Annotated in this window: 20 protein-coding genes; 3 read left to right on the top strand and 17 right to left on the bottom strand. The window is 39.2% G+C overall.

The window, feature by feature from the left end; translation table 11 throughout:
• Positions 1 to 368: 368 nt before the first annotated feature.
• The 3 genes from hpf to H7U04_RS03375 all read right to left on the bottom strand — a co-directional run bounded on the left by hpf (position 369) and on the right by H7U04_RS03375 (position 2,958).
• Positions 369 to 917 carry a ribosome hibernation-promoting factor, HPF/YfiA family gene (gene hpf, locus H7U04_RS03365; protein ID WP_002883786.1) on the bottom strand — a complete coding sequence of 183 codons (549 nt, stop codon included), beginning with the start codon at positions 915 to 917 and terminating at the stop codon, positions 369 to 371.
• Positions 918 to 995: 78 nt separating this feature from the next.
• Positions 996 to 1,658, bottom strand: coding sequence for a ComF family protein (locus H7U04_RS03370; protein ID WP_061652494.1), 663 nt, complete (start codon positions 1,656 to 1,658; stop codon positions 996 to 998).
• Entirely contained in the window at positions 1,639 to 2,958 is a 1,320-nt protein-coding gene (locus tag H7U04_RS03375) for a DEAD/DEAH box helicase (RefSeq protein WP_061652495.1), read from the bottom strand. The genes H7U04_RS03370 and H7U04_RS03375 overlap by 20 nt, the downstream gene beginning before the upstream one ends.
• Before the next feature lie 54 nt (positions 2,959 to 3,012).
• Here H7U04_RS03375 and H7U04_RS03380 point away from each other — a divergent pair, with 54 nt between their 5' ends.
• A complete protein-coding gene (locus tag H7U04_RS03380) occupies positions 3,013 to 3,639 on the top strand; it encodes a YigZ family protein (RefSeq protein WP_061652496.1) in 627 nt (208 codons plus the stop codon).
• A 101-nt stretch (positions 3,640 to 3,740) separates the two neighbouring features.
• A complete protein-coding gene (cysK, locus tag H7U04_RS03385) occupies positions 3,741 to 4,667 on the top strand; it encodes a cysteine synthase A (protein WP_061652497.1) in 927 nt (308 codons plus the stop codon).
• Between the two features lie 148 nt (positions 4,668 to 4,815).
• On the opposite strand, the gene H7U04_RS03390 is transcribed toward cysK, so the two are convergent.
• From H7U04_RS03390 to H7U04_RS03440, 11 genes are all read right to left on the bottom strand, one after another.
• The gene (locus H7U04_RS03390; protein ID WP_037600377.1) at positions 4,816 to 5,475 is read right to left on the bottom strand and encodes a CBS and ACT domain-containing protein; all 660 of its coding nucleotides are present in this window, start codon (positions 5,473 to 5,475) and stop codon (positions 4,816 to 4,818) included.
• A 134-nt stretch (positions 5,476 to 5,609) separates the two neighbouring features.
• Positions 5,610 to 6,320 (bottom strand): ABC transporter ATP-binding protein, encoded by a 711-nt coding sequence (locus H7U04_RS03395; RefSeq protein WP_002883761.1) that lies wholly within the window; start codon positions 6,318 to 6,320, stop codon positions 5,610 to 5,612.
• A complete protein-coding gene (locus H7U04_RS03400) occupies positions 6,320 to 7,084 on the bottom strand; it encodes an ABC transporter ATP-binding protein (RefSeq protein WP_021143582.1) in 765 nt (254 codons plus the stop codon). Before H7U04_RS03400 ends, H7U04_RS03395 begins: the two co-directional genes overlap by 1 nt.
• 2 nt (positions 7,085 to 7,086) lie before the next feature.
• Positions 7,087 to 8,037 (bottom strand): branched-chain amino acid ABC transporter permease, encoded by a 951-nt coding sequence (locus H7U04_RS03405; RefSeq protein WP_002883720.1) that lies wholly within the window; start codon positions 8,035 to 8,037, stop codon positions 7,087 to 7,089.
• A gap of 3 nt (positions 8,038 to 8,040) precedes the next feature.
• Positions 8,041 to 8,925 carry a branched-chain amino acid ABC transporter permease gene (locus tag H7U04_RS03410; RefSeq protein ID WP_002890014.1) on the bottom strand — a complete coding sequence of 295 codons (885 nt, stop codon included), beginning with the start codon at positions 8,923 to 8,925 and terminating at the stop codon, positions 8,041 to 8,043.
• A 43-nt stretch (positions 8,926 to 8,968) separates the two neighbouring features.
• Positions 8,969 to 10,144, bottom strand: coding sequence for an ABC transporter substrate-binding protein (locus H7U04_RS03415; RefSeq protein WP_110980894.1), 1,176 nt, complete (start codon positions 10,142 to 10,144; stop codon positions 8,969 to 8,971).
• 154 nt (positions 10,145 to 10,298) lie between these two features.
• Entirely contained in the window at positions 10,299 to 10,580 is a 282-nt protein-coding gene (locus H7U04_RS03420) for a DUF2129 domain-containing protein (protein ID WP_110980895.1), read from the bottom strand.
• Positions 10,573 to 11,022 carry a YlbF family regulator gene (locus H7U04_RS03425; protein ID WP_110980896.1) on the bottom strand — a complete coding sequence of 150 codons (450 nt, stop codon included), beginning with the start codon at positions 11,020 to 11,022 and terminating at the stop codon, positions 10,573 to 10,575. Before H7U04_RS03425 ends, H7U04_RS03420 begins: the two co-directional genes overlap by 8 nt.
• An 85-nt stretch (positions 11,023 to 11,107) precedes the next feature.
• Positions 11,108 to 11,698: an ATP-dependent Clp protease proteolytic subunit gene (locus tag H7U04_RS03430; RefSeq protein ID WP_002883818.1), complete on the bottom strand. Its 591-nt coding sequence runs from the start codon at positions 11,696 to 11,698 to the stop codon at positions 11,108 to 11,110.
• A 173-nt stretch (positions 11,699 to 11,871) separates the two neighbouring features.
• Positions 11,872 to 12,501, bottom strand: coding sequence for a uracil phosphoribosyltransferase (gene upp, locus H7U04_RS03435; protein WP_002883819.1), 630 nt, complete (start codon positions 12,499 to 12,501; stop codon positions 11,872 to 11,874).
• Between the two features lie 89 nt (positions 12,502 to 12,590).
• Positions 12,591 to 15,506 (bottom strand): glycoside hydrolase family 68 protein, encoded by a 2,916-nt coding sequence (locus tag H7U04_RS03440; protein WP_110980897.1) that lies wholly within the window; start codon positions 15,504 to 15,506, stop codon positions 12,591 to 12,593.
• Positions 15,507 to 15,666: 160 nt separating this feature from the next.
• Here H7U04_RS03440 and H7U04_RS03445 point away from each other — a divergent pair, with 160 nt between their 5' ends.
• Positions 15,667 to 17,388 (top strand): glycoside hydrolase family 32 protein, encoded by a 1,722-nt coding sequence (locus H7U04_RS03445; RefSeq protein WP_110980898.1) that lies wholly within the window; start codon positions 15,667 to 15,669, stop codon positions 17,386 to 17,388.
• Between the two features lie 35 nt (positions 17,389 to 17,423).
• Here H7U04_RS03445 and H7U04_RS03450 read toward each other — a convergent pair whose 3' ends face one another.
• From H7U04_RS03450 to H7U04_RS03460, 3 genes are all read right to left on the bottom strand, one after another.
• Complete coding sequence (locus H7U04_RS03450; protein ID WP_110980899.1) at positions 17,424 to 18,587, bottom strand: MalY/PatB family protein; 1,164 nt, start codon at positions 18,585 to 18,587, stop codon at positions 17,424 to 17,426.
• Positions 18,588 to 18,597: 10 nt separating this feature from the next.
• Positions 18,598 to 19,692: a cystathionine gamma-synthase gene (locus H7U04_RS03455; protein WP_110980900.1), complete on the bottom strand. Its 1,095-nt coding sequence runs from the start codon at positions 19,690 to 19,692 to the stop codon at positions 18,598 to 18,600.
• A gap of 292 nt (positions 19,693 to 19,984) precedes the next feature.
• Positions 19,985 to 22,765, bottom strand: a complete 2,781-nt coding sequence (locus H7U04_RS03460) for a cation-translocating P-type ATPase (protein WP_110980901.1) — start codon at positions 22,763 to 22,765, stop codon at positions 19,985 to 19,987.
• Positions 22,766 to 22,800 lie beyond the last annotated feature (35 nt).

Genomic DNA, 22,800 nt, shown 5'->3' on the forward strand with positions numbered 1-22,800 from the left:
ATTCTTGTAAATTGACAGGTTATAATTTCTTCTATCATAACCCTGCACTTGGTTTCTTATTCAGTTTTCAAAGGTCTTTGTCTCTCTTAAGACAACTCCTATATTCTAGCAAATCTAGAATAGCTTGTCAACACTTTTTTTGAAGTTTTTTCACTTCTCGTGTCCGCCGTCCCTTCCGAAACAGCTTATTTATAATATCATCTCTGACTTATCTTGTCAATAACTTTTTTAAAGTTTTGGAACCTTTTCAAGTTTGTGGCAAGTCTGTTAAGACAACTTTTATATCTTATCACCCAATTTAGTTATTGTCAATAGGGTTTTTAAAAAAAATAAAGGAAGCACGTTTCTCAACCTACTTCCCTTTTTTATTATTTAGCTTCAATCAGACCGTAGTTACCGTCTTCTCGTTTATAGAGAACATTAGTTGTATGATCTTCGCTATCAGTATAGATAAAGAAGTCATGACCCAACAATTCCATTTGAAGGATGGCTTCTTCAACATCCATTGGTTTCAACTCAATGTTTTTAGTTCTTACAACTTCAACAGCTGGTGCTTCTTCAACTTGTTCGTTATTAAAATCAGCTGAGAATACTTCTCCTGTTGGAACTTTTTCACGATGCTTACGTGCAATTTTTGTTTTGTTTTTACGGATTTGTCTTTCAATCTTATCAACCACTAGGTCGATAGAACCATACATATCTTGCGAAACATCTTCTGCTCTTAGTGTTACAGAACCTGTTGGAATAGTAACCTCTACTTTAGCTGTCTTTTCGCGATAAACCTTAAGATTTACACGCGCATTCAATTCTTGGTCTTCGTTGAAGTATTTTTCAACTTTGCTAAGTTTACTTTCAACATAGTCACGAAGTGCTTCAGTTACTTCGATGTTTTCGCCACGGATACTATATTTAATCATAAAAGACCTCTTTCTCGCTTGTTAGCGTTTTCTTTATCTTTATTATATCCTTTTCATGAAAATTTGCAAGGATTTTTATTATCTAGCTAGTGAAAAGGTCAAAACTTCTTTAATACCTATACCTTCTAACAGTTGAACCATCTGATATAAAGTGGAACCCGTTGTATAGATATCATCCACTATAATAATCTTATCTGGTAGATTTATACCTTCCTTGAGACAGAAAGCATTATCTTGACTTAGACGCTCCTCGCGTGTTTTTGAGGATTGCTTCTCAATATCTCTTTTCTCAAAGATATCTCGATAGGGAATTCCCTCTATCAATCCCTCAACTTGGTTGAATCCTCTTTCTGCCAAGCGTTCTTCCGATAATGGGACTGGCACTATGGTATAACCTTTCTTCAAAAATGGTTTTAAGCTGTTTTTAATATCTTGTTGAAATATTTTTCTAAGACAATAGTCTCCCATAAATTTATAGCGACTAAAATACTCTTTCATATTTTCCTCATATCGATAAATAGCAAGGTGCTTAGGAATATAGCCTTTTTTCATCCAAAGTTTACAATCAATACAAGCATCTCCATATAACTCTTTATTACAATTTTGACATCTTTCTTTTGAGAGGTTTTTAAACTGATGTTTACATGATCGGCAAGAGTACTCTTTTCTTTGGTTAAACATAATGAGTTCTCTTAATTTTGGTAGTGATTCAATCCAATCATTACATAGCAGACACTTCATTGTTAAACCCTCCTTTTTTATTCATAACCTTTATCTCTTCTCGACACCGAAGCATTGATTTGGATAGTCCTTCATGAAAGAAATAAAGCTTTCCTGTCGGTCTATCTGGTGATCTTCCAACTCTTCCTCCAATCTGAATAAGACTCGAACTAGTATATAAGTGATGATTTGCCATACAAACAAAAACATCTACTTGTGGAAAGGTTACACCACGTTCGAGGATAGTTGTTGTCACTAAGATAGACAGTTCTTTTTTTCGGAACTTCTCTACGATAGTTGAACGCTTCTCGCTTTTTGAGGAAACAAAGGCCATTTTTTCATCTGGAAGATATTTTTGTAGAATACTTGTAAACTTTTCACCTATCGCTATATTTGGAAAGAAGATTAATAGAGGAAATTTTGATTTACGTTGCTTTTTAATCTGATAAAGAAGAGGTCTTGGAAGCTTGCCTCTTGTCAGAGATTTTTGTAATCTGCCCTGCCAGAAGAATTTAGGAAGTACTAAAGGATTTCCATGGAAACGTCTAGCAAGGTGATGCTTTTCTAAAGTCCCAAGTCGAACTTGCTCTTCTAAAGATAATGTTGAAGTCGCTGTTAAGTAAATAAATCGACCGGTTTCGGTCTTCGCCTGTTCTACAGCATGATTTAACATGACATTGCCTACAAAAGGATATGCATCTACTTCATCTACAATAACTAAGTCAAAACTCTGGTAAAACTTTAGTAGTTGATGTGTGGTAGCTATTACAAGCGGACTACCATCATATGGTTCACCCTCAGCATGAAGCAGGGAAATACTACAAGTAAAATCCCTCTTCATACGTAGAAATAATTCTCGACAAACATCAACCCTAGGACTTGCGATAGCTACATGACCTTTATTTTCCAGAACATAGGCAACGATGTTATAAATCATTTCTGTCTTACCAGCACCGGTCACAGCATGTACGAGACTATCTTTCTGTTTTTGATAAGTTCTCAAAAGTTTCTCTGAGATCTCAGCTTGATAGGGAGTCAGTTCTCCAAACCACTTCAAAACAGGAAATTCAATTTCTGATGTTTTGGAAGGAAAATAATAAAGTTCTTTTCCTTCTTGGTTTCTACCAAAGACAATACATGCTCTACAATAATACTGACCTCCCGGTAATTGCCAATCTTCCTCTATCCAACTGTAACATCTTTTACATCTAAGTTGTTTATCGACCTTTATCATACTTTCTAATGTTAAAGCCTCTGGGTGATAGTTCACTGGCAACTGCTCTTTCGTAAATAGTCGTCCATAATATTCTTTAGGTACCATATCTTTCTATTCGAAAATATGTTTGAATTCATCTTTTTATGATAAAATTTTTTTATGGATTACAAAACTATTGCCAACGATGGAATCGTTGAAGAAGAAATAAAAAAATCTCGTTTTATTTGTCACTTGAAACGTATCAGCCGTGAGGAAGAAGGAAGAGAATATATCGCTCAGATTAAGAAACAGCATCACAAGGCCAATCATTCTTGCTCTGCAATAATCGTTGGTGATGATGGCCAAATTAAGCGTTCCAGTGATGATGGTGAACCTTCTGGAACAGCTGGGGTTCCTATGCTTACCGTTCTAGAAAAACAAGGTCTTACTAATATCGTAGCAGTTGTGACTCGTTATTTTGGAGGAATCAAGCTTGGGGCAGGTGGTCTTATCCGAGCTTACTCTGGTAGCGTTGCTCATGCTATTGAAGAGATTGGCCGAGTTGAAGTCAAGGAATTAACAGGACTAACCGTAGAGTTAACCTACTCTCAATACCAAGTCTTTTCCAACTTCCTTGAAAAAGAAGGACTCCAAGAATTTGATACAACTTTCTTATCAGATGTTTCTACTACTTTATTTGTCGAAGAGTCTGAGATTGAAAGACTCGGTCAGGAACTAACCGAATTCTATCAAGGGAAAGTTACTTATGAAAAATCTGGAAAGAAAATCGTTGAAATTCCTATCTGATAGTCAAACGTTATCACAGTGATAAAGAAGATGTATTTTACAAGTTGGCCCTACCGTCGTATACTTAGAACCATCAATCAAAGATTAAGAGGATTTTAAATATGACAATTTACAACTCAATTACCGAACTTGTTGGGAAAACACCTGTTATTAAACTTAATTCTATTGTTCCAGAAGGATCAGCGGATGTTTACGTTAAACTCGAAGCATTCAACCCTGGTTCTTCAGTAAAAGACCGTATTGCTCTCCGTATGATTGAAGATGCTGAAAAAGCTGGTACGATTAAATCTGGTGATACCATTGTTGAACCAACTTCAGGTAACACTGGTATCGGTCTCGCTTGGGTTGGTGCTGCTAAAGGCTATAAAGTTGTTATCGTAATGCCTGACACAATGAGTGTTGAGCGTCGTAAAATAATCCAAGCTTATGGAGCTGAACTTGTATTGACTCCTGGTAGCGAAGGAATGAAGGGTGCGATTGCTAAAGCTAAAGAAGTTGCTGCTGAACGCAACGGTTGGGTACCACTTCAATTTGCTAACCCATCAAACCCAGCTGTTCATGCGGCTACAACTGGCCAAGAAATTCTTGAAGATTTTGGTGCAGAAGGTTTGGATGCTTTTGTTGCTGGTATCGGTACTGGTGGTACTATTTCAGGTGTTTCAAAAACCCTTAAGGCTGCCAATCCAAATATCAAGGTTTATGGTATCGAAGCTGACGAATCTGCCGTCTTGAATGGTGATAAACCAGGACCACACAAAATCCAAGGTATCTCAACTGGTTTCATTCCTGACACATTGGATACAAAATCATATGACAGTGTTGTGCGTATTCCCTCTGATGAAGCTATCGCAACATCACGTACATTGGGTAGCCAAGAAGGTTTCCTAGCTGGTATCTCATCAGGTGCTGCTATTGCTGCCGCCCTAAAGGTTGCCGCTGAGCTTGGCGAAGGCAAAAAAGTCTTGACACTCTTGCCTGACAATGGTGAGCGCTACCTCTCTACAACACTTTACGATTTTCAAGACTAATAAAAAAGAAGCTGGAGCATAATGCTCTAGCCTCTTTTTATTGTATAAAGTTAAACCTGTAGTTCATTAATTACTAGAAAAAGTAAGGATTTTAATCTTATTTCCACTGAACTGTTCCTACAAACTTTCTGTTTTTTTATCCTTGTTATTAGTCTAACTCTTTTGCTTCTGTTTCTGCAATTTCAGTAACTGTAAATCCTGCTTCTACAAAAACCTTCTTGAGTTGTTCAATCCCAATCTCTCCTTCAACTTGAAGTTCAACACGAAGCACAGTGTCATTTTTAGGGGCAACAATTGTACGTTCGATGTTGAGATTCTCACTAGCAATAAGGTTCGCAATTTTTTCCAAAACACGTGGAGTATCTGTAACTTCCAACCCAATACGAATTCCAGCTTGACCATAACCAGAAATTTCCAAGAAAGCACGAAAGACATCTTTATCTGTGATAATTCCTGAAATTTGGTCATTGTCCACAACTGGAAGGACTCCAACCTTATTTTGAAGCATGATATAGATTGCATCCTCAAGGCTAGCATATTTGGAAACAGTAAGGACATTCTTAATCATGATATCTCCTACTTTTGTCTTATTAAGGAGATAGTTCATTTCATAAATTGACAAGCTTGTTGCTTTTGATGGTGAGGCCTCCGCCATTGTACCTTCTGTAACAAGCCCAACAAGTTTATCGTGTTCAATTACTGGCAAACGGCGCAAACCTTTCTCACGCATAATATCTGCAGCTGCTGCAACTGTTGTTTCTGGTGAGACATAAACTACACGTTTCGTCATAAAATCTTTTACTGCCATGTTTCATTTTCCTCCGAATGATTTCTTACTTGTATTATACCACACTAAGTGAAACCGATTGCAATATTTTACTGAAAAATTAGTATTTCACAATCAGCATGAGACGATAGAAAAACGCCCTTGGGCGCTTTTTCTTATCCTCCAAGATAGGCTTTACGAACTTCATCTGATGCAAGAAGTTCTTCACCAGTACCTGAAAGAACCACTTTACCTGTTTCAAGAACATAACCACGATCCGCAATTGACAAAGCCTTATTGGCATTTTGTTCAATCAAAAGAACTGTAGTCCCTTGTGCCTTGATATCTTCGATAATATCAAAAATTTCTTGAATAAAGATTGGAGCAAGTCCCATTGAAGGTTCATCCAAAAGCAAAAGTTTTGGACGACTCATAAGGGCACGACCCATTGCAAGCATTTGTTGCTCACCACCAGAAAGTGTCGCTGCATCTTGATTCTTACGTTCTTCTAGACGTGGGAAACGTTGGAAGACTTTTTTCAAGAGAGCTGCGTTCTCTTCTTTATTTGTATGAAGGAAAGCTCCCATTTCAAGATTTTCCATTACGGTTAATCCTGCAAATACATGACGTCCCTCAGGTACTTGAGCCAAACCTTCGGCAACAATCTTACGTGCTGGTGTTTTGTGGATGTCGTTTCCAAGATAAGAAATGGTTCCCTCAGTTGGACGAACAAGACCTGAGATGGTACGAAGAATTGATGTCTTACCTGCACCGTTAGCTCCGATAAGAGTTACGACTTCACCTTCATTAACTTCAAAGCTGACGTTTTTTACAGCTTCGATCGATCCATATTTAATTGAGAGATTTTCAACTTTCAACATTGCCATTATGCTTCACCTCCCAAGTAAGCTTCAATAACGCGTTTGTTATTCTTAATTTCATCAGGTGTTCCTTCGGCAATCAAGCGTCCATATTCCAAAACATAAATACGTTCAGTAACATCCATGACCAAACTCATATCGTGCTCAATCAAGATGATGGTAATTCCGAAGTCTTTTTGAATTTGACGAATATGAGCAGTCAATTCAGCCGTTTCTTGTGGGTTCATACCCGCAGCTGGTTCATCAAGGAAAAGAATTTTTGGTTCTGTTGCAAGTGCACGAACAATTTCCAAATGACGTTGTTGTCCGTAAGCCAAGTTTTTCGCAAGTGTATCTGCCTCACCATCCAAATTGAAGATAGCCAACAGTTTCATAGCTTTTGCTTTTAACTCTTCTTCACTTGAATAGTACTTGGGCAAACGCAAAAGAGATGCAAAGAAATTTGAAGGTTGCTTATTTGATAAACCAACAAGAACGTTTTCAAGTACAGTCATGTCTTTGAAAAGACGGATATTTTGGAAAGTACGTGACAAACCGAGTGAAGCGATTTTATAAGGTGCTTTACCGTTTAGGACTGTACCATCAAGTATAACAGTCCCTTCACTTGGCTCATAGACACCTGTCAAAAGGTTAAACAAGGTTGTTTTACCAGCACCATTTGGTCCGATAAGCCCAACCAACTCACCTTCATTGAGTTCCATTGAAACATCACCAACGGCAGTCAAACCACCGAAGTTTTTAGTCAGATTTTTAACTTCAAGAAGTGCCATTTTTATTTGCCCTCCTTAGATTTATTGAAGAATTTTGAGAGATAGAGTTCTTTTGTTCCGAGAAGTCCACCTGGACGGAAGAGCATTACAAGAATCAAAGCCAAGGCGTAAATAATCATACGAAGGTTTGAAACATTTTGTAGGAACATGTTGATAATACCAAGAACAACAGCGGCAATGATAGTACCTGTGATAGATCCAAGACCACCAAGAACGGCAATGATAAGGTAATCAATTGATTTCATGATAGTGAAGTCTTTTGGCACGACTGTACCGATGTAGCTGACATAAAGTGAGCCAGCAATCGCTGAAATCATGGCACCGATAACAAAGATAAGAACCTTCATTTTTGTGACATTAACACCCATTGACTCAGCAGCAATTTCATCTTCACGAAGAGTGATTGCTTGACGTCCAGTTGCTGAACGTAAGAAATTAAGCACCAAAATTGTAATGATTACCACAAAGAAATAAATTACAGGCCAACTAGTATAAGGAAGGATACCTGTCAAACCAGCGGCACCATTGGTCAATTCACCACCATTAACGATAATGATACGGATGATTTCAGCCATACCAAGAGTTGCAATGGCAAGGTAGTCACCTTTCAAACGAAGGGTAGGTAGACCAAAGATAAGGGCAACAATAGCTGCGATGATGACACCGACAACCATTGAGAGGTAGAAACCGTCATATGTTGGCATCATACCAGTGATGATAGCTGATGAATAGGCACCAATTGCCATGAAACCAGCTTGCCCAAGTGTAAATTGCCCTGAGAAACCAAGAACCAAGTTAGTACCAAGTCCCATAAGGATTGAGATTCCAATCCCCATTAAAATTTGGATATAGTAAAGGTTCATGATGCCTGAAAGTTCAAGACCTTTCAAGATAAGGAAGAGCCCAATGATAAGACCAAACCAAATAAGGTTTACTTTTAGATTTTTCTTCATGTCTTACACCTTCTCTTTCACATTTTTACCGAGGATACCCGCTGGACGAACCAAAAGGATAACAATCAAGACACCATAAACGATGGCATCACGGTAACTTGACAAACCAATTGCAGTTGATAATGTCTCCAAAATACCGATAACAAATCCACCAAGTGCTGCACCAGGGATAATACCGATACCACCAAGAACAGCGGCAACAAAGGCTTTAATACCTGGCGTCATACCCATAAGAGGTTCGATAGAGTTATAGTAAAGACCAATAAGGACACCCGCTGCCCCTGCTAGTGATGATCCAAGAGCAAAAGTGAAGCTAATAGTGTTATTAACATTAATACCCATCAATTCAGCGGCATCACTGTCTACAGATACGGCACGCATAGCTTTACCCATCTTAGTCTTTTTAACAATCAATTGAAGAGCAACCATAAGCACAAGCGCAACTACCAAGATAAGCAATTGCACATTTGTTACAGAGATTGATCCAAGATGATAAGTCTCAATTGCAATCTTTTGAGGGAATGAACGTGTATCTGCCCCTACAAAGAGAACCATGATGTACTCAAGGAAGAATGAGACACCGATAGCTGTAATCAAGGCAGAAATACGTGTCGAATTACGGAGCGGGCGATAAGCCAAGAACTCAATAACAACCCCTAAAATCGCACAGACAAGCATAGCAAAGACAAGGGCAACCCAGAAATTCATTCCAAGGCTATTAATCGCATAGTAACCAACGAAGGCACCCATCATATAGATGTCTCCATGGGCAAAGTTAATCAATTTGATAATCCCATAAACCATGGTATATCCAAGGGCAAGTAGGGCATAGATACTACCCAAGATAATACCATTGACTAGTTGTTGGGGAAGTTGTTCAAAAAACATATATAACCAAACTTTCTAGTTCATTTTCAGTATAGATAACAGATTATTTTTCAATTTCAACGGCTTGCGCTGAAACTTCTTCACCATTATCTCTTTTAACCATAAGAGCTGCTTTAATAGGGTTATGATCCTTATCAATCGTCATTTTACCAGTAACCCCGACAAAGTTTTTCAAATGTGCTAAGTTATCAGCAATATCAACTGATGTTTTCGCATCTTTAGATGCTTCTGCAATCATATAAACTGAATCGTACGCTAGAGCAGCAAACATATTTGGTTCAGTTTTGTAAGCTTTTTTATATGCTTCGATAAATCCTGATGCTTTGTCAGAAAGAGAAACATTTGTTGAATATCCTGATACATAGTAGACGTTTGACGCATTCTTTTTACCTGCAAGCTCAGTGAATTTCGCATCACTGAATCCATCAGGTCCAAGGATTGGTTTATCAATTCCAAGGTCACGTGCTTGTTTAGTGATAATACCAGTCTCAGTATAGTAACCAGGCATTACAATAGCATCATAATCAAGGTCTTTAAATTTAGTCAAAGCTGACTGATAGTCCTTGTCACCTGAAGCAAAGGTAGCTTCAGTAACAATTTTACCTTTATATTCACGCTTGAATTCATCCGCAATCCCCTTAGCATAATCCGAAGCATTATCATAGTAGAGAACTACTTTCTTAGCATTCAAATTATTGTAAGAATAAGCTGCCAAAACTTTACCTTGGTAGCTATCTTTAAAGGTTGTACGGAAAACAAATTTCTTAGCTCCGTTAGCATCTACCGTAAGGTCATCCTGAGTACCAGAAGGTGTCAACAAAGGAACCCCTGTTTTTTGTGATACGAGGCTAGCCGCAGCGACAGCACCTGATGTCGCTGGACCAACGATAGCATTTACATTACTCTGAATAGCCAAGTTCGTTGAAGAGGTTGAAGCTTCAGCGTTTTCAGATTTATTATCTTTTGTGACAAGCTCAAGTTTTTTGCCATCGACGCCACCAGCTTTGTTAATTTCATCAACAGCCAACTTAATACCATTTTGCTCTGCCTTACCATAGGCTGCAACGGCACCTGTCAACTCCATATTAACACCAATTTTGATGGTATCGCCAATCTTAGTACCATTGGCATTAGCAGTCACATCTGGTGACTTGCCACAGGCAACCAAGAAAATGGAAGCAAAAAAGGCTAACACAATAAGTGTGATCTTTTTAGACATAAGATTTCTCCTTAATATTTTCTTAAAAAAGTCCACCTTATAGCTTACAGAATTATCAGACAATTGTCAACTACACACAACTAAGCTTTAGCGGCAGTAATCGTTTCCATTGCTTTAAGAATAACTCTTATTAAAGAAAAAAACTTTTCTCTTATTAAAGAGAAAAGTTCTTAAACGGTTCAGGGACTGAGGTGTCATAACGTTCCAGACTACCTACAAAGTCCATATCAATATCAGAATAGTAAGAAGGCAGAGCTTTTTTCACTGCTTTCATTCCATCTAGCTCTTTCAAAATATCCTCGACCTTGTCCTCATCTACATAAAGGTGCACATAACGCATCTTAAAAGAATGGTAGACAACATCCCCAAACTTGGCAATTTTACGTAAGTCTCTATTGTAGTATAAATAAACAATAATGCCTTGACGCTTAATCATGACTCATCTTCTCCTTTATGTTAGTGTCTCCCTTTTTATGATGTGGTTTATGAGGGGCAAGAGGTAGCCCAGTATCAATAAAAATCTGATTTGAAACAGCTTGGGCAATCTCCTCACCAAGATTGGCTAAAATAGTCTGTAAATCGAACTCTGCCTGACGATAGCCAATAACCACCTCGTTTAAATCAATTTGGCGCTTCATTCGCAAAACCTGACGTTTCAACTCTCTCACATCTGGTCTAAAAGCCTCATACGCCTTAGCAGCATCATAGCTATCTTTTAATTCTTGAAATGCAAAGAGTTGCTCTTGAAGTTCTCTGTCATTTTCGAATTTCTGGCGTTTCAAACGATAATTCTCTACCTCAGGTAGCTTTAGAAAATACGAAACAAGACACTCTATAGCTTGATCAATCGCAAGCAACTCCTCATTGATTATTAACATGCTTTCTATTATAACACAAAAAGCCAGATGAAACGGTCCTTATACAACCGATTTGCATCTGACTTTTATTTAAGACAAGCTCAGTTTATTTTAATTGGTTATTAGCCATGATTTCATCGATGAAACCATATTCAAGCGTTTCTTGAGCACTCATCCAATTGTCACGTTCAGCGTCTACATGAACTTTTTCAATTGGTTGTCCAGAATTATCTGCCAAGATTTGCTCCAAATTATTACGTGTCTTGAGCAAGTGTTCAGCTGCGATAGCCATGTCTGTTTGTTGCGTACCGCCACCAGTACCACCCATTGGTTGGTGAATCATGTACTCTGCATTTGGCAACATGAAACGTTTACCTTTGGTACCGCTTGAAGCGATAATTGTTCCCATAGATGCTGCCATCCCCATAACGATAGTCTGAACATCAGACTTGATGAAGTTCATTGTATCAACAATGGCAAGACCTGCCGAAACGGATCCACCTGGTGTATTAACATAAAGATAGATATCTTTTGTATTGTCTTGAGCATCCAAGAACAAAAGTTGGGCGATAATTGAGTTTGCCATATTATCTTCAACAGGACCTGTTAACATGATGATACGATCCTTGAGCAAACGTGAGTAAATATCATAAGAACGCTCACCGCGTGATGTTTGTTCAATTACTACAGGAATCATATGAATCCTCCTTTTAATATTGTCTTGATGCTATTATATGATTTTAGTCAAATTAGGTCAAATAAAAAACATCATTCTTAGCACTCTTTTCAAAAGAGTGCTAAACTCCCCTAAACCAATCTCACTTAAAACTTATTAATCTAGTAAAAAAAGGGAAATTTTCCCTTTTCAACTTATTTTGTACCAAAGAGACGGTCACCTGCATCTCCAAGACCTGGAACAATATAACCGTTTTCATTAAGTTTCTCATCCAAAGATGCTGTGTAGATATCGATATCTGGGTGAGCATCTTGCAATTTTTTGACACCTTCTGGTGCTGCAACTAAGCAAACAAACTTGATATTAGCTGCACCACGTTTTTTAAGTGAGTCTACTGCCAAGATTGCTGAACCACCAGTCGCAAGCATAGGGTCTACTACAAAAATCTGACGTTGATCAATGTCTTCTGGTAATTTAACCAAGTACTCAACCGGCTCAAGAGTTTCCTCGTCACGATACATACCAATATGACCAACTTTAGCTGCTGGTACAAGGCTAAGGAAACCATCGACCATACCAATACCCGCACGAAGAATTGGAACAATCGCCAATTTCTTACCAGAAAGTTGTTTTTGTACAGTTTTGGTAATTGGTGTTTGAATTTCAACCTCTTCGAGAGGAAGGTCACGAGACACTTCGTAACCCATGAGCATAGCAATTTCATTAACTAGCTCACGGAAGTCCTTAGTAGAAGTATCCTCACGACGGAGGATTGAAAGTTTATGTTGAATCAGTGGATGTGAAATAACTTGAAATTTACCCATAATAGTTTCTTCCTTTGCTTTATATTCACTCCATTATATCAAAAAGGCAAAAAAAACGCTTGCTTTACTGCAAACGTTTTTGAAAAGGATTATTTTTTAGGCAAATGAATCTTTCCTGTGACCAAACCATAGCCAAGAAGAGCTAGACTTGCAATTGCTGCAAAGATAGTCGCCAAGATTGAAAGAATGTTGCTCTTTGAACCTTCTGAATCACTTGGTGTCTTAGGAGTCGTAGCAAGTTTGGCAGCAACTTTAGTATTGTTGTCTTTACTTGACTCATCAGACTTAGTTACTTCATCAGCTTTAGCGACTCCGTGAGACTGAACTTCCTCTTCAGACTTAGCTGGTTTTGGAGCTTCTGTTTCAGTGACAGACTCTTCTTTAACAGGAGTCGTTGAAACAGTTGGTCCAGTTGCTACAATAGCCTCTGGTACTGGTGACGCAATCTCTGTAGCTTGAGCTACTGGACGACGGTCACCCACAGAACCCTCTGTTGAAGGTTTCGCAGGAACCTCTACATGATGATCATCTGATGAATTATTATCATTAGATGGGCGATCTGTGAAATAAGGGAACGGATTACGAACTGGAGAATCTGGATTCGTCGGCGTTGCTGGTTTATCTTCTTTATTAGTTGATGGTTGATTATTGTCTGCTGGTTTAGAAGGTGTATCTGGTTTGTTAGACTTATCATCAACAGAATGATTACCTTCTGTTGGACTTACTGGTGTTTCTGGCTTATCTGCCTTCTTGTCTTTACCATCTTTAACAGTTACAGTCAAGACACCGTGAGCTTCAGAAACGCCTGTTGAACCATCAACTGTAGGATAAGTATGTGGTTTAAGACCATAACCCGATACCGCATAATAATCTACATTAAAGTCCTCGTTTGGCAATTTAGCACTGTTTTGATCGCCTACGTGTACCAAGCTTTCACTAGATTTATCCCAAATCCAGTCACCTTGATTCGTCATCTTAGGAAGAACTTCTGTAGTATCATCTGCATTCATCTTGATAAGGAAGCTTGGAGCCCATGTTGATTTATTCTCAGCACCGGCAATTCCACCACGGTTAGTCATGTAAGAAGTTACCAAAAGAGTATCTGATGAGCCTTCAACAGGAACCGCATAGTAAGAATAGGTAGATGTACGCCAGTCAGCTGGTACAGAGGCTGTCAAAACCACACCTGAGCCATTAAGCGGACGATATTCTCCACGGAGGCTATCTGATACGAATCCGAGCATGACAACGTCATCACCGACAGCTTCACGCGCTGCTACAGTACCTTCAGCATCCGTAGATTTATTGATACGTGAAGCAGTGAAGAGGTAATACTTGTTACCCATCTTAACAACACTTGGACGTTCTACTTCATCAGTAACCAAGTGGCTAGTAACAAGTGGTGTGTAAAGTTCAGCTACAGATGGATTTTTCTCATTGTCGTCAAGTTTCAAGATACCAATAGAACCATTTGCCCATGAAGCAAGGTTATAAAGGTGTTTATTATTGACAATATTGAGGAATGACTTAAGGTTAAAGGCGTCATCTCCTCCATAGTTTGACCAGTTGTAGATTTGTTTTTCGCCTTGGTAGTTTTCGTCACCTGTATTTGATTCGAAAATAAGGTAGCGGCTACCGTTATCTTCAATGATGTGTGGGTCACGAAGACAGTAGTTATCTGTACGGTCTGGATTTCCATCGTGGTTGTGGTCATCGTTGAAAGTACTCATGAATTTTGGATAACTTTGATAATGATAGTTATCCCCACCAAAGAGAATGTGGTCATTTTCAACTGACTTGATAACAACTTCATCGTTTTCAACAGCTAGGTTAAGTGTAGCACTAGCCAATTGTTGCCAGTTCAATTTACCGCCACTAGTATCATTCTTAGTGTAGTAAAGTTGGATACTACCGTCAGAGTTTACCGTCGCTGAACCTGACCATTGTTGGTCATCTTCAAGGGCATTATAACCAAAGATTGGACCCGCATTTTTCCAATGTGTAAAGTCATTATCTCCATATTTACTATAGAGCAAGTAAATGTGGTTTGAGTTTTTATTTGGTGCACCGGCCATTGAAATGACTAACTGGTAACCGTTCCAGTTACTTACTACACCTGACTCAGCATCTTGGACTGGCCAAGAATCCCAAACGTCGATTTCTTCTTTTTCCATTGTTTGGGCATCAACAGTGTTGAAAGCAGGCATATTGATGATTGTATCTGCTTTAAAGTAAGGAACTGCCAATTTGCTGTCTTGCTTCAAGAAGCTAGCAACGATATCTTTCAAGTTACGGTAAGTCAAGCTAGTACCTGTACCCTTGATTGCATCATCACTAAAGTCAACTTTATTAAGTGCTTTAATTTCTTCCTCAGTCAAGGCAACGATTTGATCTGAGGTCATATTATCTTCAACAATAGACTTGATACGACCGTTAAGTTTGCTAAGGTTTGCATTAGCAGCACTGTTTTCAGTAGGTTTAAGGGCTACTTCAGTGTGTGTATCAGCTGTTTCTGAGCTTGCTGTTGAAGTTGGTGCTTCTACTGCAGCCTCTGATGTATGAGCTGGAGCAGAAACCGCAGCAACCGTTTCTGAAGGTGTTGTTGCATCTGATGAAGATGTCACTACTGTGCTAGACGCCTTTTCTTCGACTACTGATGGAGTTGTGTTGCTTGGTTGTGTCTCTGTAACTGGTGTAGTTACAACCTCTGAATGTGCAACTGAAGATTCAACTGCTTCTGAAGTTGCCACACTTGTTGCTGTTTCACTGGCTACCGTTAGAGATGCTGTGCTTGTTTCTGGTGTTGCTGTCGCAGTAGCTACCGCTGGTGCTGTTTCTGTAACTTGATCAGCTTTTACCTGAGTGGCACCCAAAAATGCCAAGGTACCAACGAGCGCTGATGTTGCCCCTACTGTGGCAACCTTACGGATGCTATAACGCATCTTTTTGCACTCTGCTTGCTTTGGTGCTACTGTATTTGACTGTGAATTAACTGTACTATCCATATTAAACTCTCCTTTTAGGTTTTCACATGTTTTATTCTATCATTTTTTAATCTAAATTCCAATCTTTTTTTAATGACAAATTTATATTTTTTGTAAAAAACTATTTTTTTGTTAAAATAATAACTAGAAAATTAGTAATTTTATCAGGAAATATCACTATATGGAATCAAAATATTCACCTCTAATTTTAGCTCTCGTTTTTTTAATTTTATTTTTTGTTTTTATAATAAAAAATGAGAACGCTAACAATCCTTCCCAAAAAACAAATAGGGTTTCTGTGAGTCAAACCTTTCATCTAGCATCTCATAAAGGATGGTCTAACGACCTACAGACTATCGTGTGGAATCAAGAAAAAAATTACTATGATATCTATTTTCTACATTCTGTAGATGGGGCTACTGATCCTTTTGGACCTAGCGGTCAAGATTGGATACATACAACGACTAAAGATTTTATCACCTATAGTAAACAAGAGACTGCTATACCAGCAAAGGGTGGTGACTCTAAAGAAGGATGGCATTCTGCTTGGACAGGGAGTGTAGTCACAGATAGTCAGGGGATTTCTGGTATCCAAAACGAAGAACCTGTCGCCTATTTTACAGGGCTCATGGATGATGGAAGCCAGGCAATCTATGCTAGTGAGTCAAACGACAAGGGAGCTAGCTTTACTAAAGCCTTAAAAGATGGTAAACCTTTATTGACAAAGGAACAATCCTATAATGGTAAGGACTTCCGCGATCCTTATGTCTTCCACTTCAAAGACAAATTACTCATGTATGTCGCTGAAGGTGACGCCTTAGGTGTTTATCAATCTCAAGATGGTATCAACTGGACCAAAGCAGATAGCAAGGGAGACTCCAAAATCCTACCCGAAACATTTTTTAAGGGTCGTAACTGGCAGGACAACGCTCCTATCGAGTGTCCCGTTCTAAAAACAATGACAACAACTGATGATCGGGACAAGCAAGTTCTCTTTTTTGGAGCTAAGGATACAGCCTCAGGTGAAACAACTGGAACCTACTATACTGTAGGGCATTTAGATGATAAAGGCTTATTTATTGCAGACACAGAAACGAAACGCTTAGATCAAGGCTCAGACTATTATGGCGCTAACTTCACTGGAAGCGATCGAATTGAAGAAAGCAACCATAACCTTATCAGTCTTGGCTGGGTTGGTAATTGGAACTACTTCACGTCAGGCATTCACAGTGACCAAGAGGCCAAGAGTGATTTTCTAAAAACTATCGGTTTTTACACTACACCCAGACAGCTACAGCTAGATAAGAACAATATTATTCAGTCTGCTCCCCTCTATAAAAATGAACAATTAGCCCTCAAAAATCAAAACGGCAACATTTCGAGTCAAAGGCCACTCACCAGTGACAATAGAAAACCTTGGATTGATAAAAGTCACAATCAGAATGCTAATGGCCTTCTTGACCTTGCTGGAAAAAATAGTTCAGGGTATTACCAACTGCATTTTTCAAATATTAAGAAAGAAGGAGGCTATATCTACATTGATATCTGGCAAGGCTCTGATTACGTTAAAATCGCCTACCAAATAACAAGTGGTACCTATCAGGTCTCTGCTTATGCTGCTGAACTGAGCAACAGCATGGATGGCAGTCAAGTTGCTTCTTCTTACTATTACGATGGACTCTTGGGAAATGGTCAAGGTTATCAAGCTGACAGTCGCTATAAGGAAACTGATAATATTACTATAACGCTTATTACAGACAATCGTAGCTTGGAAATCTTCTTTCCAAATGGCCAAACCTACACTCTAGCTAGGTTTAATACTTCTGGCAAGCAAGATGTCAAGGTCTTCTCCACTCAGAAAGACCTTCTACTAAACTTGAAAATCTACGATATGCACTCATAAGAATAAGAAAAGTGATGCAAATAGCATCACTTTTCTTATTTTCCAAAGACAGAAACGAGACGTTTCACCCCTTCTGCAACAACAGTAGTCGGTGTAGCTACGTTAAAACGGAAATGTTTTTCTCCTTCGGAACCAAAGGTAATACCGTCATTTAGCACTACCTTGGCTTCTTCTTTAAGCAAGCGTCCAAGTTCATTATGGTCTTGAACGTAGGCTGAAAAATCAAGCCAGACCAAGTAGGTTCCCTCAGGTTTCATGACTTTGATATTAGTCTTTTCACTAAGTTCCTTGGTTAAAAGGTCAATATTAGTTTCAAAGACAGTCTTCAATTCCTCTAACCAAGGTTTCCCATAGGTCAAAGCTGCTTGCGTTGTAATCAAACCAATGGTTGGAATTTCATGTTGATTATTTGCCAATTGCTTTTGTTTAAAGGCTTTACGTAAGTATTCATTTTCAATGATGGTAAAACTATTTTTGGTACCAGCAATATTAAAGGTTTTAGTGGCCGAACTAAGTACCAAGGTAAAGTCCTTGTAAGCATCTGAAATGGTATTCATAGAAATGTGCTTATTCCCATATAAGGCTAAATCTTGGTGGATTTCATCCGATACTAAAAGGACACCATGTTTTTGGCAGAGGTCTGCCACCTTGGTCAATTCTTCCTTAGTCCAGACACGCCCACCTGGGTTATGTGGGCTACAGAAAACATAAAGTTTAACCTCATTATCGACGATATCACGTTCCAATTGTTCAAAATCAATTTCGAAATGCCCATTAACCTTAACAAGACTATTTTCAATCAACTGACGATTATTCAAACGGACAGAACGAGCAAAAGGCGGATAAACTGGTGTGTTGATGAGAACAGCATCGCCTTCTTTCGTAAAGGCTTGAATAGCTGTTGAAATGGCTGGAACAACACCTTCAATGAGCACAATACTTTCTTTATCAACGACGTAACCATGTTGATTTTTTTCCCAATTAATAATGGACTGATAAAGCTCATCACTTGGATAAGGATAACCAAAAATATGTGTCTCAGCATAGTTGATGACTGCATCCCTAATCTCAGGAACAGGTAGGAAGTCCATATCAGCAACCCAAAGCTCAAGGAGTTCTGGATTACTTTCAGCTTCGTGCCATTTCATGGTGTTTTGATTCAAGCGATTTGGTTGTGTTGTAAAATCATAACGTGTCATAGATAACTCCTTAAAGACTAAGGGCATTTTCCAAGTCAGCAATCAAATCTTGTGCTGCTTCAATACCAATTGAAAGACGAAGCAAGTCATCTGTCAAACCATAGGAAGCACGTACATCACCTGGAATATCTGCGTGGGTTTGTGTCGTTGGGTAGGTAATCAAGCTTTCGACACCACCTAGGCTCTCCGCAAAGGTAAAGACCTTTAGAGAATTGATAATGGTTGGAATCTTGTCTTGATCAGCCACTTTGAAGGAAATCATCCCACCCTTGCCTGGATAGAGAACTTCCTTAACAGCCGGTGACTTTTCTAAGAAAGCTACAACTTCTTGAGCATTAGCTGTCGATGCCTCCATACGAAGTTTTAAGGTCTTAAGACCACGCATGAGCATATAGCTATCAAATGGTGATAAGGTAGGACCCGTAGTATTGAGGTTATAATAAAGTTTATCGTAAAATTCTTGGTTGCTAGTCACAACAACACCAGCCAAAACATCATTATGACCTGATAGGTATTTAGTAGCTGAATGTACAACGATATCAGCACCTTGAGTAATCGGTGTTTGATAGATTGGGCTATAGAAAGTATTATCAACAATAACCACTGCACCCTTATCATGAGCAATTTTTGCCACTTTTTCAATGTCAAACTCAATCATAAGTGGGTTTGTCGGTGTTTCGATGTAGACAATATCAGTATCATCAGTGATAGCCGCAATCATCTCATCTTCTGTATTAGTGTATTCAAAAAAGAAACGACCTTCTTTTTCCTTGTCGTTAAACCAACGGAAAGAACCTCCGTAAAGGTCACGCGCAGCTACAACCTTGCTACCTACTGGGAAAATTTCAAAGGCCAAAACAATGGCGCTCATCCCTGAACTTGTCGCAATAGCATAATCTGCTTTTTCAATAGCTGCAAGTGTTTTTTCCACTGTTGCGCGTGTTGGATTTTTAGTTCGTGTATAGTCAAAACCAGTAGAATGGCCAAATTCTGGATGTTGGTAGGTTGTTGAAAAATGAATCGGTGAAGCCAAGGCTCCGGTTGCTTCATCCGAATTGATTCCTGCGTGTGCCAAAATGGTTTCTAATTGATATTCTTGTGTCATAATGTGCCCTTTCTACATGGTAAAGTGGATATACTCCATATCTATGACCTCTATTTTATCACTATTTTCTGAAAATAATGGTAAGTTCATCATACGGATTCTTGATAGTTAGTTATAGTTTATTTCTATAACCTAAAAATACAGATAGTTGCTGGCTATAATTTAAAATAAGCCAATTTTTGAGAATGTCAAAAATAAGTTTTCAAACGTCAAAAAGTGCCTAAAACATTATAGTTTCAAGCACTAAGAAATGATTTAAAAGTCTTGCTTCAATCTGAGGTTAGCCACTGACTTACTTTTTATCAAATAAGCGATATCTAATTTCTTCCAAAGCCATAATAACAAACGGACAAGCGAGTAAATAGAGCCAATCATCAAGTCCAATAGGTGCAGTGTTAAATAGCGTGTAGAAGAGAGGCACGTAAGACAGGATGATAAAGAGAACAATTTCTAAAACGATCCCTAAGCTAATAATCCGATTAGCAAATGGTTTAATTTGGAAAATAGATCCCCTACCCTTACGGCTATTCATAGCCATACCAATTTGGGTAAAGATAATAGCACCTAAGGTCATTGTGGTTGCCTCTCGGTAGAGAGGACCTGAGCTAGCCAAATGGTTTAAGTTACCTTGATTAACCCAATAATTAAGGAAGAAAGCCCCCATAGCTAAGGCTGCTTCAATCAGTCCATACCAGACAAAAGCTTTAATCAATAGTTGGCGATTGAGTAAGCGGTCTGATAAACGTCTTGGTGGCTTATCCATCACTCCTTCTTCAGGTGGTTCAACCCCCAATCCCAAAGCAGGTACCATATCTGTCCCCAAGTCAATAGCTAGGATTTGCATAACCGTTAAGGGAAGAGGTATGCGTCCCAAAGAGAACAAGAAGAAAGCAGAGGGTACAGCTTCAGGTGTATTGGAATTAAAAATATAAGTCAGGAATTTTTGAATATTTCTATAAACCGCACGACCTTCTTCAACAGCATGTACAATCGAAACAAAATGATCATCTGTTAAAATCATATCCGCAGATTCCTTGGCAACATCGGTTCCCGATACCCCCATAGCTACACCGATATCGGCTTTTTTAAGGGCAGGGGCATCATTAACACCATCACCAGTAACAGCGACAACCTCACCAAGTTCCTGAAGTGCATTGACCACACGGTATTTCTGTTCAGGCGCTACACGAGCAAAAACAATTTCCCCTTTAAGCGCTTCTTTGAGCTGGTCGTCATCCATGGCAGCTAGTTCAAGTCCCGAAACAACACGCGCATCATCACCTTGTACAATTCCGATTTTCTTGGCAATGCTAAGAGCTGTCAAACCATAGTCACCTGTCACCATGATAATACGAATACTAGCTCTATGGCATTTTTCAATAGCCTCTCGAACCCCCTGACGTGGCGGATCACTCATGGCAACTAAACCTAGAAAGACCATATTGTCCTCCAGGGTCTGCATGTCCCACCGGTCTTCTCCAATATGCTCGCTATCTAAAGGTCTATAGGCCACAGCTAAAACACGTAGACCATCACGGGCAAACTTATCGTTAGCCGCAAGGATAGCCTGACGCTCAGTAGCTGTCAATGATTTAATCAGCCCTTGATTATCAAAGTAATCTGAGCAAAGCTCCATCACTTCTTTCGGAGCACCTTTGGTGATAGATATATGATAACTACCATCCAATCCTGACTCAAGCTTATGCACTGTTGTCATCCGTTTACGATCAGAATCAAAGGGGATTTCCTTGATGCGAGGGGCCCAAGTATGATTGTCATTTAAATTTATTCTTGCTTTTTCGGCGAGAACATTAAGACAAGCCTCCGTCGGATCACCTAAAATCGTATAATTGGGATTATCAGCATTAGGAGCTACAACTTGAGCATTACTAGCCAAATGTGAGAATCGGACCAAACGATTAAGGAGCTCATTTTCTTCAAGAGAAACAGGTTGTCCTTCCTGCTCAATCTGCCCTTCCGGTGCGTAACCTAGCCCAGTTACCCCATAACTGTCTGACAAGGTCCACAGGTGGTTAACCGTCATAGCATTTTGCGTCAAAGTCCCTGTTTTATCCGAACAAATAACAGAAGTTGCTCCTAGCGTCTCTACCGAAGACAACTTCTTAACCAAAGCATGATCCTTAGCCATACGCTGAACTGCCATGGCTAGAGAGAGAGTAACTGTGGGAAGAAGTCCCTCTGGAATAAAGGCCACAATCATCCCCAATGCAAAAATAAAGGCTTGAGACAAAGGCTGATGGACAAATAGGGTCGCTGCCACCATAAAGAAGAGACCTACAGATACTGCGATGACCGAAATCTGTTTGGTCAAATGGTCTAGTTCCTTTTGCAGTGGACTTTTTTCCTGAGCTAGGTTTTGCGTCAAGTCTGCAATTTGTCCGAACTCAGTTTTCATACCGATAGCAGATACTATAAAATGTCCAGAACCAGAAGAGACTGTCGTCCCTGCAAATACCATATTGTCATATTCTAACTCAGTCTTGTCGGGAGTCAAATCTGCTTGATCTGACTTGTAAATAGGATTAGACTCACCAGTGAGGGCCGATTGATTAACCTGCAAATCTGTCACAGTGACCAAGCGTCCATCAGCAGAAATACGATCTCCTTCTTCAATGAAAACCAAGTCACCTGGCACCAAGTCCTGAGCTAGAATCTTGTTCTCCTTACCATTACGAAGAACTCGTGCATAGGATGGAAGAAGCTTGTTAAGAGCTGCCGTAGCCTGACTTGCCCTATATTCTTGAATAAAGCTAAAGAGACCATTAATAATGTTGACCAACCAAATTGCAATCCCCAACTCCAAGCTATGAGAGAGCATAGCGATAAAGCCACCAGCCCACAATAAGAGAGCCATGAGACTAGTAAAATGTCTGAAAAAGGTCAGCCAAATAGGCTCCGTCTTACTTTCCTTCAATTGGTTAGGTCCATAAGTCGCCTGCCTCTCCTTAACCTCTTGTGAGCTTAAACCTTGACGGCTTGTCTGCAAGACTTGGTAAACTTGTTCAGGAGGATAGGTCCCTAATTTTATCTTTTCTTGTCTAGAATCAGTCATAGTCCTTTCCTCGATTCTAAATCATTAAAACGATT

Source organism: Streptococcus sp. 22.1, assembly GCF_016648645.1.
Classification (GTDB): domain Bacteria; phylum Bacillota; class Bacilli; order Lactobacillales; family Streptococcaceae; genus Streptococcus.

Excerpts from the sequence above, each read along its gene's own strand:
- hpf (WP_002883786.1), bottom strand. The coding sequence starts at position 917 with ATGATTAAATATAGTATCCGTGGCGAAAACATCGAAGTAACTGAAGCA.
- H7U04_RS03370 (WP_061652494.1), bottom strand. The coding sequence starts at position 1,658 with ATGAAGTGTCTGCTATGTAATGATTGGATTGAATCACTACCAAAATTA.
- H7U04_RS03375 (WP_061652495.1), bottom strand. The coding sequence starts at position 2,958 with ATGGTACCTAAAGAATATTATGGACGACTATTTACGAAAGAGCAGTTG.
- H7U04_RS03380 (WP_061652496.1), top strand. The coding sequence starts at position 3,013 with ATGGATTACAAAACTATTGCCAACGATGGAATCGTTGAAGAAGAAATA.
- cysK (WP_061652497.1), top strand. The coding sequence starts at position 3,741 with ATGACAATTTACAACTCAATTACCGAACTTGTTGGGAAAACACCTGTT.
- H7U04_RS03390 (WP_037600377.1), bottom strand. The coding sequence starts at position 5,475 with ATGGCAGTAAAAGATTTTATGACGAAACGTGTAGTTTATGTCTCACCA.
- H7U04_RS03395 (WP_002883761.1), bottom strand. The coding sequence starts at position 6,320 with ATGGCAATGTTGAAAGTTGAAAATCTCTCAATTAAATATGGATCGATC.
- H7U04_RS03400 (WP_021143582.1), bottom strand. The coding sequence starts at position 7,084 with ATGGCACTTCTTGAAGTTAAAAATCTGACTAAAAACTTCGGTGGTTTG.
- H7U04_RS03405 (WP_002883720.1), bottom strand. The coding sequence starts at position 8,037 with ATGAAGAAAAATCTAAAAGTAAACCTTATTTGGTTTGGTCTTATCATT.
- H7U04_RS03410 (WP_002890014.1), bottom strand. The coding sequence starts at position 8,925 with ATGTTTTTTGAACAACTTCCCCAACAACTAGTCAATGGTATTATCTTG.
- H7U04_RS03415 (WP_110980894.1), bottom strand. The coding sequence starts at position 10,144 with ATGTCTAAAAAGATCACACTTATTGTGTTAGCCTTTTTTGCTTCCATT.
- H7U04_RS03420 (WP_110980895.1), bottom strand. The coding sequence starts at position 10,580 with ATGATTAAGCGTCAAGGCATTATTGTTTATTTATACTACAATAGAGAC.
- H7U04_RS03425 (WP_110980896.1), bottom strand. The coding sequence starts at position 11,022 with ATGTTAATAATCAATGAGGAGTTGCTTGCGATTGATCAAGCTATAGAG.
- H7U04_RS03430 (WP_002883818.1), bottom strand. The coding sequence starts at position 11,698 with ATGATTCCTGTAGTAATTGAACAAACATCACGCGGTGAGCGTTCTTAT.
- upp (WP_002883819.1), bottom strand. The coding sequence starts at position 12,501 with ATGGGTAAATTTCAAGTTATTTCACATCCACTGATTCAACATAAACTT.
- H7U04_RS03440 (WP_110980897.1), bottom strand. The coding sequence starts at position 15,506 with ATGGATAGTACAGTTAATTCACAGTCAAATACAGTAGCACCAAAGCAA.
- H7U04_RS03445 (WP_110980898.1), top strand. The coding sequence starts at position 15,667 with ATGGAATCAAAATATTCACCTCTAATTTTAGCTCTCGTTTTTTTAATT.
- H7U04_RS03450 (WP_110980899.1), bottom strand. The coding sequence starts at position 18,587 with ATGACACGTTATGATTTTACAACACAACCAAATCGCTTGAATCAAAAC.
- H7U04_RS03455 (WP_110980900.1), bottom strand. The coding sequence starts at position 19,692 with ATGACACAAGAATATCAATTAGAAACCATTTTGGCACACGCAGGAATC.
- H7U04_RS03460 (WP_110980901.1), bottom strand. The coding sequence starts at position 22,765 with ATGACTGATTCTAGACAAGAAAAGATAAAATTAGGGACCTATCCTCCT.